This is a genomic window from Sphingopyxis witflariensis (assembly GCF_002205635.1).
Lineage (GTDB): Bacteria > Pseudomonadota > Alphaproteobacteria > Sphingomonadales > Sphingomonadaceae > Sphingopyxis > Sphingopyxis witflariensis.
In genome coordinates this window covers 306,026-317,903 of the sequence record NZ_NISJ01000004.1, presented here as the reverse complement: position 1 = coordinate 317,903, position 11,878 = coordinate 306,026, and the positions used below count along the sequence as shown (strand labels likewise).

Here is an 11,878-nt window from a genome sequence, read left to right as displayed (position 1 = left end):
ACTTATTCAGGCTTTTCGGCCGCTGGGGCCTCTTCGTCCTTCGGCTCTTCTTTGGCCTTCGGATCGGGCTTCGGAGCCTTGGCCGGCTCCTTACCGTCGCCAGTCGTGTCGAAATGCGAGTTGCCAGCGAACTTCGCTTCCAACCCTTCCGGCACGGTGACAGACTTGCCCTTGGGGAAAATCACCCCGAACGCTTCGAACTCATCAGGGATGATTTCGTTCGGGTTGTTCTGATCGCCAATGAACTTAGCTTTCACGTCCGTTCTCCTCAGACTGCGGCGACGAACGGATAGGCAACGCCCGGCTCTTCCACGACGTAGCGAACGATGAGGTTCATCGTGCCCGCCGTGCCTGCGCCGGTCGCGAGGCCGGTGACTGCCACCGGACCCATGCCCACGTTCTTGCCCATGATCGTCGAAAGGGCCGTGCGCTGCGGGACATTGGCGACGGTGGTGATACCGTCGAACAGCCCGTCACCGTCACCAGTGATGCCGATGTCACCCACGAACACAGCCGTGTGGATGACCTCGGCGCCAGTCACCACGGCATAGTCGGGCAGATACCCGAACTCGATGGTGTCGGCGTTTGCGGTGATCGGCAACGTGACCTGGAACCGCATGACCTTTTCGTCATTCCCTTCGCCATGGGAGGCGATGGGAGTTTTCTGCGTGATTGCGAAACCTTGGATGTTAGCCATCTGTCAGTTCCCTTCCTTAACTGTCGGCGCTGGCGGAAACGTAGCCGGTGACCACGCTGCGCTGCTTGCCGTTCTGGTGGATCTTCTTGACGCCCAGCAGCTCCTCGATGCCGACGCCCTTGCGGAAGTCGTAATCGGTGAGACGCGTCTTGCTCTGCGGCATCTGGCCCCATGCGATTGCAATGGCGCCGCCACCGGCAAGGTAAGCAGGCTCGACATCCGAAGGACCGGCACCGACACCAGCAAGGACAGGGATTTCCTTTTCCTCGCGGATGATGACGCCGCGGACCAAGAGGTCACCGCCCTGAAACAGCGGGTTGCCCTTGCCGACGCCGCGCTCGCGCGCATCGCGGTCGATCTGCGAAATCGTCGCGTCGTTTTCCAGATCGCGGAAGGTCCGCGAACCGACGAACAGCACGAACCATTCTTCACCAGCCATCTGGTCGTCTTTGTACGGCGTGATGTCGGCGTCGCCGGCAATGCGCTTCATCTTGGTGACCCAAGCATAATTCGCCTTGTCGTTGGTCGTGTCGATGTTGGCGAGCGATGCCGAGTGATCGTTCGTCGAACGGTTCGACAGATCCTTGCCGAACAGCACGCGATCGGTGTTCAGACCAAGCCATGCGTCCTTTTCTGCTTCCGTTGCGGTCGCATAGGGGACGCTCGACAGTGCTGCGTCGTTCTGGGTCATCGCGCCAAATTCGCGGATGATGTCAGCGCGAAGCAGAACCGATTCCCATTCCTTGAGAGCCGGTTTCGCGGCGTCGAGAAGATCGATGTCGGTCTTGAACTGCGTGGACTTCGGAACGATCACAGCGTTACGGCGCCAGTCGATCGACACCGGCATATTGCCGCTGCCCAGATCCTCTTCGTTGCCTTCAAGAACCTGCGAACCCGAGACGCCCGAACCCGTCAGCTTGCCGACGAACGGAACGATGATCGTCTTGCCCGCTTCGCTCTGGAGTTCATACATCGTGACGATGATGTTATCCATGCCGTTGCCCATGTAGGGCGAAAAGCGCGAGGCGCGGGTATATTCACGGAAATACTTTTTCCGCCACCGGGTGATTTCCAGCCCGGAGTTGATGAGAGTTTCCATCGCTTATTTCCTTGCGAATGTCTCCGCAAAGATCTCCTCATCCGATTGAACAGGCTCGGTCGCGGCAGGCCCTGCGGACGGCGCGCTAGCGAGGCTTCGGGGAGGAGGCTTTGCAGGAGATGGATTGTCGGACGGCGTGGGCGCGGGCGTCAGCCCTGCTTGCGCCTGTTTCCACGCCATGAATTGGGTGAAGTCGTCCTGAGTGACGTTGGAAGCGATCTGGTCGCGCTGGTATTCCTTCACGGCATATCCCACGGGATCGCCGCTCTCTCGGACCTTCGCGTTGAAATGGGGGTCTTGGTTGCACTTCTCGAACGCCCACTGTTTTGCAGCGGTCGTCAATTCTTCCCCATATTGGTTCTGCGCGAACCGGTCAGACATCTGGAGCTGCGTCTGGTAAATACGCTGCTCGAAAGTCTGAGCGAGAGCGGATGTATACCCTTCCGGATCCTCGAACATGTCGGGGATCGGCTGGGGCTGAGCGGCGGGCTGCGCTTGGCGCATCCGTTCGATTTCCGCTTGCAGCTCTTTCCGCTTGTCGCGCTCGTCAAGGACGGCCGCGAACGGGACGAATCCCGGTTCAGGCTTTGCAGGCTCGGGTGCGGGTTCAACCGCAACAGGTTCCGGTGCTACTTCTGCGGGCGTTTCAACAACTGGCTCTGCCGGTTGCTCGATCGTTGCCGCGTCGTCGTCCTTGCCGATTTCGGCCAGAAAATCTTCGTCTTCCATGGTTACTCCGTGCCTATTACGCTGGCATAGCGAAGCGCCCGGGCAGCGGCGGCCTGGTCAATGATGCGTTCAATGACAAACGAATCGCCCGTTCCTTAAAAGGCCCCGGCGGCGGGGATGACTGCGCCAAACTGGAATGCGTTGGCGGCGTTCTCTAGCTGCTGCCCCTCTGCCTTCGCCTTGTTGAGCGCGGCGGTCGCGGCCTTGTTTGCGGTGTCGGCTTCCTTCTCTGCCATCTCGGCGGAAAAGGCGGCTTCCTGCATCTGTGCTTGCGGTGCCTGGCCCTGCGCGGCTTCCTGCTTGCGGGCTTCGCGCTTCTCGATAAGCTCGCGCTTCTTTGGCAGGTTGCTGGCTTCCAGAAGGTCGTCGAACGGCACTTCCTGCGGGCCGTAGGTCTGCGCCAGCTTCACAAGCTCGGTGAACTGTTCCTGCTGGACGTTCGCCGTATCGGCTACAGCGTCAATGATGATGTCCATATCCATCGCGGCGGGGCGATTCTTTACCTCAGTCACGATCTGCTGCATCCCAACAGTCGGCCGACCGTCAGGACCCATCACGATGCCCTGGACCTCTTGCACGACAGGCTCGTTCACCGTCATGAACTTGGCAGCGCCAACGTCATCAGTAACGCGGATCGTCTTTTGCTCGGTCCAGAACTGCTTGATGCGGCACCAGAAGCCGCGATAGACGCGAAGTTCCAAGTCCTCGATCCCGCCCAATGCCGGGGTAAGCTCAGTCAATCCCGCCTGCTGGCGAACCAACTGAGCGCGACCACTGGCATCACTGGTACCCTGACCAAGCACAGCGGGGTTCGGCCCCATGCGCTCCAGTTCGGACTTCGATTCCTGCAAGAGATTGATCTGACCCATCTGCATTTCGGCAGTGGAGGTGGGTTCATATCCCATCGGGATGACACCATCAGGTTTTGCGGCTTCCTGACGGGCCACATCAGCGGCGACGTCGGCAGAAAGGTCCGTCTGTCGGATCTGGCGGCTGTTGACCATGTGCAGCAACCGCGAGCGGCGCATGTTGATCTCGTCCTGGATCGGCAGCATAGACTTGACGATGCCGTAGCGGGCATTGTCGCGATCGACGAAACAGCTTTGCGCTATGATCGGATTGCTCGGGGCGCCTTTCTCGTCATGATACGGGCTCGGCCCTTCCTCAAGGATACCGCCGCCCCAGAACACGACACGCTGCCATCCCGGCGCCTGAATATATAGCTCGCAGACAAGAACGCGGTTGCGCTTCTCGTCGCCCCACATGTTCGTGGGCTTGTCCTCATCATCCCACTGCATACCAGCGGGCGAGATGGCTTTCGGGTCGATGTCAGCATCAGGGTAAAGCCCCTTCACCGCATCGACATACATCCACTTGGCGACGCCCATGTATCGGGCGTCCTCGAAATCAGGGTCGCGGCTGTGCGGATCGTAGATAAATTCGCCGTGACGGATGATGCGCGCGATCGGGTCTAGGTCTTGATCAACCTCAATGATGACAGCGGCAACGCCGGTAATCAGATATGTCTTAGCCGCGGCAAGGCGGGTTCGCTGCCACCGGGCCTTCTCTGCGCTATACCGCAATGCGTCGGTGGCAACCTCTGAGGCGTCCTGATCCTCTGCATTGCGCGGGAAGGCTCGGGGATCGGTCTGCCCCTGCTCCAGCACACCCAACACACCATTCACAGCCGGGGCAATGCGGTTGATGTAAATTTCCGGCTGTTTGCGCTGGCGGAGAACTTTTACCTGTTGGCTCGTCAGCTGCTTGCTGTCGTAATAGTCCTGCGCGGTGTCCGCTGCCTTGCGCGCTTCGTCCGTCGCATCACGCGATTCACGATAGAGGCGCTTGACGCGTTCCAATTCCATCAGAGCCACCCCTGCGAACTGGCAATGCCGCTATCGATGACGAAACGAGCCATGGCGCGCTTCAATGCGAGGCGCTCGCCTTCGGATGGGGTTGGCGTGTCAGCGTCATCTACCTGCCCCTCGAAGAATGCTGCGGAATTGATGATGATCGTCTGCGCTGCGGGAGCAAGGCGCTCGAACTCGTCATTGGCGGCGGATTTGATATGATCGCGGCGATAGGCACTGGTCATGTCTATCTCCTACGCCGTGCGCCAATCGCCTTCGGTGCGGTCTGGTGTTGCCCACATGTCTTTGGGTTTCGGCGGGCCGTCTGCTTTTGGCTTCCAACCCGACCGCCGTAATTCCTCGACCGCGTATCTCAGCGCATCGATCGTGTGGTTGTTCTTGTCCTCAAGGACCGACATCACTTCTTCGGTCTGCGGATCAACCTTGTAGCTGTAATCGCGAAGCTCGGCGGCGACGTGCCTGCAACGAGGGTGAACCACGATGTCGAACATCTTGAGGAACTGGACGCCATCCTCCAGCGACCCCGGCCCCTTGACCGCCTCGGTGATCTTGAACCCCTGCCGCTTCATGTAGCTGACCGTCTCGGGCCGTGCATTGTCGGCACGGATGAGGCTGGTCAGTGCTCCAGCGATGCCGGGGCGGCGGTTGTCATTGCTCCAGCGCGGGTTGCCGTATTGATCCTTGTAATCAGCAGGACAGTCGCCAGCGAACAGCGCGGGCGTCTCGTCGATCTCGCAACCAACCTCAACCGCCTCGGCATCAACGAACAGATTGCGACCCACGATGTAGCAACGAACCAAGGCTGTCGGATCTTGAGCAAAGCCCCAGTCAGCGCCAAACCTGTACAGCGCATCCTTGGGCGTCTCGAACTTCTCGACCTTCCAGTCGCGAAACACGCGAGCCACCGAGTTGTGGCTGTAATCGCCGCCCCATACGTGATTATACTTCTCGATGTCGCGGTCGCGGTCATCTTCCATGTCCGCCGTAAGCTCTGGCGGCATCCACGGATTGGCGTCGTAATTCACTTCGACGATAGTGCTGTTCGATGGCGGGTTCGGCCCTCGCAGCAATGCATCAACGGGATCGGTGGGCTTGTTCGGGTTCCAGCTGAACCACAATTCGCTTCCCGGCTTGCGGATCGTCGGGCGGAGCAGGTCAAGCGAGCGCTGACTTAGCGACTGTGCTTCCTCAACCCAAGCAACGTCAAAACCCTCAAGCGACTTGATGCTGTCCGCCGTGTGGTTGAGCATCCCCTGGAATATGATGATGCCGCCGCCGGGCGTCCGTATCTCCGCTTCAAGCACCTCAAACCGATCGCTCAACCCGTGCTTGCGTATCTTGTCCTCGACCAGCAGCTTGACGCTGTTCTTGAGCGACTTCTGCACCTCACGAAGGCAGGCGGCGCGAAACCCTAACTGCGAGTTGGCCCGTGCTACCAGCATCTCCGCGAAGAAGTGGGACTTGCCGGAGCCGCGGCCACCATGCGCGCCCTTGTAGCGGGCAGGCGCCAGCAGCGGTGCGAACTTACGTCCCGCCTTCAGCGCTAGTGTCAACGATTGTCCATTCTGCCTTCTCGGCCTTCACAGCGACAGGGCCACCGTCCTTGCCGGTAAGCTCAGTGCCCTTGATCTCGCGCCAGTCATCAGGGAAGCGCGCAGCCATCGAGCGCGACCAGACAGACGAATTGAACTTGTCCGCGGTCAGCCCGACTTGGCCTTCATCTTCCCACCAACGCTGCGAAAGTTCCTTCGCTCGCGTCATGGCGTCCAAAAACTCTATGTGTTCTGCCATCCAGTTGTGGATCGTCTGCTTGACGACACCTAACTCTGTGGCGATCCATGTAAGCGACTTACCAGCTTTGCCGTATTCGATAACGGCGTCACAATACTCGGGATCGTAAGCGGTCGGTCGGCCACCTGCCATAACGACCTCCATGAATATGACCCGCCGCGATCAGTGCCGACCTGTTTGCCGTGAGGCTTGGTGTGTGTGTCGGTTGATGCGGCGGGAACCGGCTGCGGAAAGGAGCAACGCGCCGGAATCAAAAAAGCCCCAGCGCGATTGCCGGGGCCTTGTGACGCAAAGCGCCATGTTGGTTTTCATGCGCTAACCGGTTTTGTCGATAAGTTCAAGTCTTTTTTGCCACCCTATCGATCACCGCGATTGCCAATTCGATCTTCTCCTGATCGCCAGTCCGTGGGCTGTGAGCGAGCAGGCGATCGAGCCACACGGGGCCTTCGTCAAAGTGACCGTCAAGCACCAGCTCATCAAATGCGCTTCTTTCGCTAGTCCCCTGCAGTCCGATGATATCCATCTGGCGCTTGAGCCATTGTTCGGATTTCAGGTTTCCATCGCCTGACGACCCGCTGCTATCTCCCAAGGTGCATCCGATGCGGCCAACACCAAGCATCGGCCAATAGGCTCGGTACAAAGCGCGGGCCATGTCGAGGCGAAGGCGGGCGGCCTGCGACGGGCGCCCATCCTCTCCCCGGCCCAGCAAACCTGTTTCGAACGCCCTCCCTACAGGGTCATGCCCGTTCGACCGGTAGCGGCGGGCCCGTTCTACCGCCTTGTCATTGCCTGCGGTGCGGGTCGGAACCTTTCCCGCCCTTGAAATCTGACCTGATGGCGTCCGTTTAACTGCCTTACGCGGCCTGCCCTTGCCCATAAACCCAACCTCTGTTATTGAGAATGCGTCCAGCCGGACAGCAGGAATTGAACAGCGCGCCCTACCGCCGTGGGGCGCGCTTTTTCATGCGTAGGCTTTCGACACTTTCGCCAGTTCGGTCCGCAGCGATGCGATTTGTTCGACCATCAGGCTTTCGAGCGTGGAGATATCCGAACGCAGCGCCGATATCTCGGAAGGCTCTTTCAGTTCCCCGAACGCCTCGGCACGGACGGCAGACACCATTGCCGGGGATGCCCCGGATTCATCAGCCACCTTTTTGTCTGACCAACCTTTGGCATAATGCCCTGTTTCGGCATCGAAGTGTTGCGACAAGAGGGTGAACATCTTGGCCTGCGATTTAACAGCTGCGGTTGACGGCTCTGATGCCATGATATTTCCTTTCGATGGTTTGCGGATGCAGTCAGGGCAGACATGCGGATCCAGTCGCCACCCCGATTGTTTGAATTTCTTGTCTATGGCCTCGGGCGGCATGTTGACCCGCAGCCCCAGTTGGCCACTCTTGCGGCATCCTGAGCAAATCAGGTGCGCCGTGATCGTCGGACCGCCGATGCCTGGGCGCGACACCATCGACCTACCGTGCGCGCCTTGCCGATAGCTGTGCTGTGCGTGTCTCAATCGTCATCCTCCACGATCGACACTCGCCCCTCGTCCAGCCACATCAAATCCCACGGCTTGCCGTCAGCGTCGCAGCCATCACGGGCAACGGCCACCTCGGGCGAGCGCCAAAGCCATTCTGTGCGGGCGACGATCTGGCCGATGACGCCGGAGGTTCCGCATTTTACGCGGGCGCCGATTTCCTTAAGCTCCATTATGGATAACCCTCCCTGCTTCGATCATGGCGCGGTAGATATTCTCAGTGGCCAGCGACCATGCTTCCGGCGTCGGCTGATCGTGGCGCTCGATAATCCCGGCGCTGATCATGTCCTGCGTCGGTTCGATGGGTACGATAGCGTAACCCGCATCTGCGAGGGCGGAGATGATGGGCGCGGCGAGGTCCTGCAGGTCGAACAAGCCGCCATCCACGATGCACTTGCGGAGATCATTACTCACATAGACGGCGTTGCTTTTCAGGCCGTCAGCGATTGCCCGCGCGATTGTTTCGGTGATGGTCATGCGAAGAATCCGCCGGGGATGAGCAGGAACAGGATCAGCGCGCATTGGACGAGCGAGATAGGAAAACTAATGTTAGGCTCATTGCGGGGCTTTCCGTGCATCACGGCGCCGAGGCATAGTTTGAGGATCAGCCAGACAGCCGCGACCCATTGTGGCCATTGCCAACTTTCGGTGAAGTCCATCTTCAATTCTCCTCTCGGTAATGGGTCATGGATACGAAACGAAAATCTTGTCGGAGCCGGGGAGGCGGTATTGATAGGACCATCCACACCGTCGGCGTTCATATCGCTCCAGCCAAATCCATGTTTCTTCGAACTGCATCGGAATCCATGCGATCTTGCTCTTCCAAGGGCCGTCGCGGTCATGGGTCACTTTCATTCCTCAATCCTCCAGTGGGTCAGTCGGTGTAGCCGGGGTGGCGGTCAGGGTGCATCGCTCGAGCGCAGTTTTGACATCAGGTCGCGCATCATCGCGGCGACCTCGAGCTGTTCGTCGTCCGGCTCCTCACGGTAAGGAGCGGGCAGGGCTTTGCGTTCGCCGGGGTCCGCTGCTGACTGGTTGCGCCGGATCGCCGCGGTAAGTTCCTGGCTGTCGCGAATGATTGCCGGGACAATCTTGGCCGGATGGTCGCAAATCTTGCGGGCCGTGTTGCAGGCGCTCAGGAATGGGCCGATCGGGATATCCTTGATCTCGGCCCAAGCGGCGATCAGCCAAGTCCTGCGCTCATCGCTCCCCATGCCCGATGGCGCGCATAGCGTCAGACACCGGCCCAGCTCCTCGAGAGCCGTATCCATGTCCAGCGGCTGCCGATGCGAGAAGCTCCCGAGCGCCAGCGACTGCATCGCGGGTCGAAGGGGAATGATGTTGTCCTTGTCGTCCATGTCCGGGGTGCCATTTCTCTGCGTTTTCGATCCATTTGCGGAAAGCTGCCTGCCAGTCCCTCGAGGTCCGGCCCTTGTCGGCAGCGTGGTCGCGGAAGGTTGCTATCTCCCGCTCGAGGCGACCGGGGGGCCAACCATCGACGACGCGCTGCGCTGCCGGGGTGAGCAGGGGCTGCCAATCTTCAGGAAGGGATTTGAGCGGAGCGCTTTTCCGGGCTTTGGGCGCACAAGAAGCTTCAGCTTCTTGTATGGTTCCATGGTTCAATGGTTCTTTTATGTCCCGCTGCTGTCCCGCTGGTGTCTCGGCTGCTGTCCCGCTGGTGTCTCGGGCCATGCTTTCCAAGTCCTGATATTTGTTGTAATTGCAGACGGTTATGACAAGTCGTCCGTGTCCCGCTTCCGTTTCGACCATTGTCTCGGTTTTCAACCGGGCAACGAACCGCTCAACGGCGCTTTTTGACATGTTCCATGCCTCTGCGAGCTGCCGAACAGATGCACAGAGTTGCCCGCGCTGGAGGGTGATGACCTTGCCGCCAACATCGAAAGGTGTGGGTCTCCATGCTGCTCGAGCGACCAGCCAGAAGAACGCGCGAAAACGATCCCCGTCCTTTAAAAGAGGGTGCTCGAGCGCCTCGCGTTGCATGGTGATGAAGCCGCTCACGCCCACCCCCACGCTTCAAGCGTCTCGGCGACGTCTTCAATAGATCGGCAGACAGACACCTTGTGGCCAAGGACGATCAGCCATTCATGACAAGCCTTCTGGTCATCAGAGACGCGACCGCTCTCCGACTTCACTTCGATAAATCCAATCTGCCCCTTAGGCGCAAAAGCGATCAGGTCAGGGAAGCCAAGCTTAAGCCCCTGTCCCTTGAGTGTGTTCATCTGCTGACCGCGGGCTTTGCTATCCCCAGCGAGGACGGCGCCGTTCGGAACGTGCACACTCTCAATCCCGCGCACGGCGAGATATTGGCGTATCATTCGCTGGACGCCGGCCTCTTTTATCATGCTGCCACCGCAAGCAATTCCCGCCGCTCGCGGTGTGCGCGGGCCTTCTCTTCCATCTCGTCATGCGTGATGGCCTGGCCTGCCCAATACCAGTATGCACCGATAGGAGCGGGAGTGCCGTCCTTGTGGCAGCGATAGATAGGGCCGTAGGCTTGCAGATATGCGGCCTCACCGGAATGGCCCGCGGCGATCGCAGTGCCAGCGGTGCGGGGCGAGAGATTCCAGCCAGGCTTGCGCGCAGACTGGATTCCGAGCTTTTGCGCCCGAGCCTTTGCTGCATCACAGGATCGGCCAAGGTGGGCGCCGATCTCGGTGAAGGCCATCGTGCCGTAGTTCGCACGAAGAAACGCGTCATCCTCTGGCGACCATGGGGTGCGGCGGCCTATGACCATCGCCAGTTCTCGGCGCCAGCGCGCTATCGTTTCCCGGCATACCTTGTACTGGACCATCAACTGACGCTCGGAGCGTTCAGAGCCGTAGGTGGCGAAGTCGGCGGGGATCGGGATAGGAAGTGTCATCCTCCGACGCCCTCCCGCATACGGTCCAAACGCCAGTCGCGACGGGACATGAAACGCCCGTCAGGTGCGCGCGGGTTGGCCGGGGCCTTGGGGAATCTCCACATGCGGAGGCGGAAGATGAGGCGGGCGATCATGCTGCCCTCCGAGCCACAGCGACCAAGCCGCCGCGAATTTCATGCAACTTCGCCGCTTCCTGCGGAACGATCGCGACGCCGCCTGGGCTGGCAGGGTGACGGGCCTTTTGATATTCGTGCGCGAAGTCGCCAGCGTGGGAGGCCACCGCATCAAGGTCGCCCTCTTCGGGGCCATTCGTGCCGACATGCTTGCCCGACGGCTCAGTGCAAAGGCTTGTCAGGCTGTCGGGGATGACCCGGCAGACCAGCACGAAATCTGCCAGTGCCATTGCGACCGGCGGCGACCGGCGCCAGCTCTGAATTGTCGGGACAGGGATGCCAGTCTCGGCCGCGATAACCTTGGCGGTGAGGCCGTGGTCACGCTCAGCAAGGCGCAACATGCGCTCTTGGTTTGACAGAACATCTTGTTTTGTTCCGTCACGGTCACGCAAGATCATGTCGCGCTCCTTGGCTATCAGGGTGGGCATGGAAAGGCAGATGGAAGAAGGGGCGGGCAACGCCGTTCACCCCGATGAGGACCAAGCGCGGCTGATTGGCGAGATACTCGCGGAGTTCATCGCCGGGCTGGGGCGCGATCGGGCCATGTTTCCCGGCGCGCTGGTTGTGATTACCCCTGCCGACCGGGGGGGATTGGTCGGCAGGGGCGCTCAGGGGCGACCCAGAGCAACCGGAGGTCATGTGAGAAGCGGGGACGCATTGACGCGCCCCCGCCCTCCGTTCATCGTGCGGTTGTCAACACCAGCACGAGGGGAAGAAGAATGGCCGATCAATCGGTGCGCGTCATCGGAGACAGCGGAAGCCCAGAGGCCGTCGCTTACAGGCTTTGGGAGAGGTTGCGGATCGACCATGACCGCCGGAATTCGCTTGAGCAGGACCTTGGCCTGTTCACGAACTGCCTCAAAGCGGCTAAATCCCAGAGCTACGACGTCAGCCAACCTACTTGACCCCCGCCCGGTCCAGCGCCGCGTTGATCTGATCGCGCGGCGTCTGGCCGGTCACAAAGGCGAAGAAGGCTTCGGCCCGCTCCACCACTTGCGCGTCGTCCGCGTTCGGGCTGTTGGCGAGAGTCAGGCAGGCGAGGGCAATCTCGCGATCCTCATGGGTGCGCATAGTCTTTTCTCCAGTGGTGTGTTGATCCCGCG

The 11,878-nt window shown here is 60.2% G+C and carries 20 protein-coding genes; 2 read left to right on the top strand and 18 right to left on the bottom strand.

What is annotated here, in order from left to right; genetic code table 11:
• Positions 1 to 2: 2 nt before the first annotated feature.
• From CDQ91_RS10415 to CDQ91_RS10350, 14 genes are all read right to left on the bottom strand, one after another.
• Positions 3 to 257, bottom strand: coding sequence for a hypothetical protein (locus CDQ91_RS10415; protein ID WP_088472631.1), 255 nt, complete (start codon positions 255 to 257; stop codon positions 3 to 5).
• Between the two features lie 11 nt (positions 258 to 268).
• On the bottom strand, positions 269 to 697 hold the full coding sequence (locus CDQ91_RS10410) for a hypothetical protein (RefSeq protein WP_088472630.1): 429 nt from the start codon (positions 695 to 697) through the stop codon (positions 269 to 271).
• 16 nt (positions 698 to 713) lie between these two features.
• Positions 714 to 1,796, bottom strand: a complete 1,083-nt coding sequence (locus CDQ91_RS10405) for a phage capsid family protein (protein WP_088472629.1) — start codon at positions 1,794 to 1,796, stop codon at positions 714 to 716.
• Positions 1,797 to 1,799: 3 nt separating this feature from the next.
• Entirely contained in the window at positions 1,800 to 2,525 is a 726-nt protein-coding gene (locus CDQ91_RS10400; RefSeq protein ID WP_088472628.1) for a hypothetical protein, read from the bottom strand.
• A 95-nt stretch (positions 2,526 to 2,620) separates the two neighbouring features.
• Positions 2,621 to 4,390 (bottom strand): portal protein, encoded by a 1,770-nt coding sequence (locus CDQ91_RS10395; RefSeq protein ID WP_088472627.1) that lies wholly within the window; start codon positions 4,388 to 4,390, stop codon positions 2,621 to 2,623.
• The gene (locus CDQ91_RS10390) at positions 4,390 to 4,620 is read right to left on the bottom strand and encodes a hypothetical protein (RefSeq protein WP_088472626.1); all 231 of its coding nucleotides are present in this window, start codon (positions 4,618 to 4,620) and stop codon (positions 4,390 to 4,392) included. The genes CDQ91_RS10395 and CDQ91_RS10390 overlap by 1 nt, the downstream gene beginning before the upstream one ends.
• Positions 4,621 to 4,629: 9 nt before the next feature.
• The gene (locus tag CDQ91_RS10385; RefSeq protein WP_088472625.1) at positions 4,630 to 5,949 is read right to left on the bottom strand and encodes a PBSX family phage terminase large subunit; all 1,320 of its coding nucleotides are present in this window, start codon (positions 5,947 to 5,949) and stop codon (positions 4,630 to 4,632) included.
• Entirely contained in the window at positions 5,921 to 6,319 is a 399-nt protein-coding gene (locus CDQ91_RS10380; RefSeq protein ID WP_144036749.1) for a hypothetical protein, read from the bottom strand. The genes CDQ91_RS10385 and CDQ91_RS10380 overlap by 29 nt, the downstream gene beginning before the upstream one ends.
• Positions 6,320 to 6,524: 205 nt before the next feature.
• Entirely contained in the window at positions 6,525 to 7,064 is a 540-nt protein-coding gene (locus CDQ91_RS21020; protein ID WP_144036748.1) for a hypothetical protein, read from the bottom strand.
• An 84-nt stretch (positions 7,065 to 7,148) separates the two neighbouring features.
• Positions 7,149 to 7,652 (bottom strand): hypothetical protein, encoded by a 504-nt coding sequence (locus CDQ91_RS10370; RefSeq protein WP_088472622.1) that lies wholly within the window; start codon positions 7,650 to 7,652, stop codon positions 7,149 to 7,151.
• A gap of 44 nt (positions 7,653 to 7,696) precedes the next feature.
• Positions 7,697 to 7,894, bottom strand: coding sequence for a hypothetical protein (locus CDQ91_RS10365; protein ID WP_088472621.1), 198 nt, complete (start codon positions 7,892 to 7,894; stop codon positions 7,697 to 7,699).
• Positions 7,884 to 8,198 carry a hypothetical protein gene (locus tag CDQ91_RS10360; RefSeq protein WP_088472620.1) on the bottom strand — a complete coding sequence of 105 codons (315 nt, stop codon included), beginning with the start codon at positions 8,196 to 8,198 and terminating at the stop codon, positions 7,884 to 7,886. Before CDQ91_RS10360 ends, CDQ91_RS10365 begins: the two co-directional genes overlap by 11 nt.
• A complete protein-coding gene (locus CDQ91_RS21700) occupies positions 8,195 to 8,380 on the bottom strand; it encodes a hypothetical protein (RefSeq protein WP_088472619.1) in 186 nt (61 codons plus the stop codon). The genes CDQ91_RS10360 and CDQ91_RS21700 overlap by 4 nt, the downstream gene beginning before the upstream one ends.
• 240 nt (positions 8,381 to 8,620) lie before the next feature.
• Positions 8,621 to 9,079 (bottom strand): hypothetical protein, encoded by a 459-nt coding sequence (locus CDQ91_RS10350; RefSeq protein ID WP_088472618.1) that lies wholly within the window; start codon positions 9,077 to 9,079, stop codon positions 8,621 to 8,623.
• Here CDQ91_RS10350 and CDQ91_RS10345 point away from each other — a divergent pair.
• The gene (locus tag CDQ91_RS10345; RefSeq protein ID WP_144036747.1) at positions 9,069 to 9,539 is read left to right on the top strand and encodes a hypothetical protein; all 471 of its coding nucleotides are present in this window, start codon (positions 9,069 to 9,071) and stop codon (positions 9,537 to 9,539) included. The genes CDQ91_RS10350 and CDQ91_RS10345 overlap by 11 nt on opposite strands.
• Before the next feature lie 197 nt (positions 9,540 to 9,736).
• On the opposite strand, the gene CDQ91_RS10340 is transcribed toward CDQ91_RS10345, so the two are convergent.
• From CDQ91_RS10340 to CDQ91_RS10330, 3 genes are all read right to left on the bottom strand, one after another.
• The gene (locus CDQ91_RS10340; RefSeq protein ID WP_201791886.1) at positions 9,737 to 10,084 is read right to left on the bottom strand and encodes a VRR-NUC domain-containing protein; all 348 of its coding nucleotides are present in this window, start codon (positions 10,082 to 10,084) and stop codon (positions 9,737 to 9,739) included.
• Positions 10,081 to 10,602 carry a hypothetical protein gene (locus CDQ91_RS10335; protein ID WP_088472616.1) on the bottom strand — a complete coding sequence of 174 codons (522 nt, stop codon included), beginning with the start codon at positions 10,600 to 10,602 and terminating at the stop codon, positions 10,081 to 10,083. The genes CDQ91_RS10340 and CDQ91_RS10335 overlap by 4 nt, the downstream gene beginning before the upstream one ends.
• A gap of 130 nt (positions 10,603 to 10,732) precedes the next feature.
• Positions 10,733 to 11,173 (bottom strand): hypothetical protein, encoded by a 441-nt coding sequence (locus tag CDQ91_RS10330; RefSeq protein WP_144036746.1) that lies wholly within the window; start codon positions 11,171 to 11,173, stop codon positions 10,733 to 10,735.
• Between the two features lie 321 nt (positions 11,174 to 11,494).
• Between CDQ91_RS10330 and CDQ91_RS10325 the strand changes: the two genes are divergently transcribed.
• Positions 11,495 to 11,680, top strand: a complete 186-nt coding sequence (locus tag CDQ91_RS10325) for a hypothetical protein (RefSeq protein ID WP_088472614.1) — start codon at positions 11,495 to 11,497, stop codon at positions 11,678 to 11,680.
• Here the strand turns inward: CDQ91_RS10325 and CDQ91_RS21280 are convergent.
• Positions 11,673 to 11,846 (bottom strand): hypothetical protein, encoded by a 174-nt coding sequence (locus tag CDQ91_RS21280; RefSeq protein ID WP_158213658.1) that lies wholly within the window; start codon positions 11,844 to 11,846, stop codon positions 11,673 to 11,675. The genes CDQ91_RS10325 and CDQ91_RS21280 overlap by 8 nt on opposite strands.
• Positions 11,847 to 11,878 lie beyond the last annotated feature (32 nt).

Bases quoted from the DNA above. Each gene is read 5' to 3' on its own strand.
- CDQ91_RS10410 (WP_088472630.1), bottom strand. From the start codon at position 697: ATGGCTAACATCCAAGGTTTCGCAATCACGCAGAAAACTCCCATCGCC.
- CDQ91_RS10405 (WP_088472629.1), bottom strand. From the start codon at position 1,796: ATGGAAACTCTCATCAACTCCGGGCTGGAAATCACCCGGTGGCGGAAA.
- CDQ91_RS10400 (WP_088472628.1), bottom strand. From the start codon at position 2,525: ATGGAAGACGAAGATTTTCTGGCCGAAATCGGCAAGGACGACGACGCG.
- CDQ91_RS10395 (WP_088472627.1), bottom strand. From the start codon at position 4,390: ATGGAATTGGAACGCGTCAAGCGCCTCTATCGTGAATCGCGTGATGCG.
- CDQ91_RS10390 (WP_088472626.1), bottom strand. From the start codon at position 4,620: ATGACCAGTGCCTATCGCCGCGATCATATCAAATCCGCCGCCAATGAC.
- CDQ91_RS10380 (WP_144036749.1), bottom strand. From the start codon at position 6,319: ATGGCAGGTGGCCGACCGACCGCTTACGATCCCGAGTATTGTGACGCC.
- CDQ91_RS21020 (WP_144036748.1), bottom strand. From the start codon at position 7,064: ATGGGCAAGGGCAGGCCGCGTAAGGCAGTTAAACGGACGCCATCAGGT.
- CDQ91_RS10370 (WP_088472622.1), bottom strand. From the start codon at position 7,652: ATGGTGTCGCGCCCAGGCATCGGCGGTCCGACGATCACGGCGCACCTG.
- CDQ91_RS10365 (WP_088472621.1), bottom strand. From the start codon at position 7,894: ATGGAGCTTAAGGAAATCGGCGCCCGCGTAAAATGCGGAACCTCCGGC.
- CDQ91_RS10360 (WP_088472620.1), bottom strand. From the start codon at position 8,198: ATGACCATCACCGAAACAATCGCGCGGGCAATCGCTGACGGCCTGAAA.
- CDQ91_RS21700 (WP_088472619.1), bottom strand. From the start codon at position 8,380: ATGGACTTCACCGAAAGTTGGCAATGGCCACAATGGGTCGCGGCTGTC.
- CDQ91_RS10350 (WP_088472618.1), bottom strand. From the start codon at position 9,079: ATGGACGACAAGGACAACATCATTCCCCTTCGACCCGCGATGCAGTCG.
- CDQ91_RS10340 (WP_201791886.1), bottom strand. From the start codon at position 10,084: ATGATAAAAGAGGCCGGCGTCCAGCGAATGATACGCCAATATCTCGCC.
- CDQ91_RS10335 (WP_088472616.1), bottom strand. From the start codon at position 10,602: ATGACACTTCCTATCCCGATCCCCGCCGACTTCGCCACCTACGGCTCT.
- CDQ91_RS10330 (WP_144036746.1), bottom strand. From the start codon at position 11,173: ATGATCTTGCGTGACCGTGACGGAACAAAACAAGATGTTCTGTCAAAC.
- CDQ91_RS10325 (WP_088472614.1), top strand. From the start codon at position 11,495: ATGGCCGATCAATCGGTGCGCGTCATCGGAGACAGCGGAAGCCCAGAG.
- CDQ91_RS21280 (WP_158213658.1), bottom strand. From the start codon at position 11,846: ATGCGCACCCATGAGGATCGCGAGATTGCCCTCGCCTGCCTGACTCTC.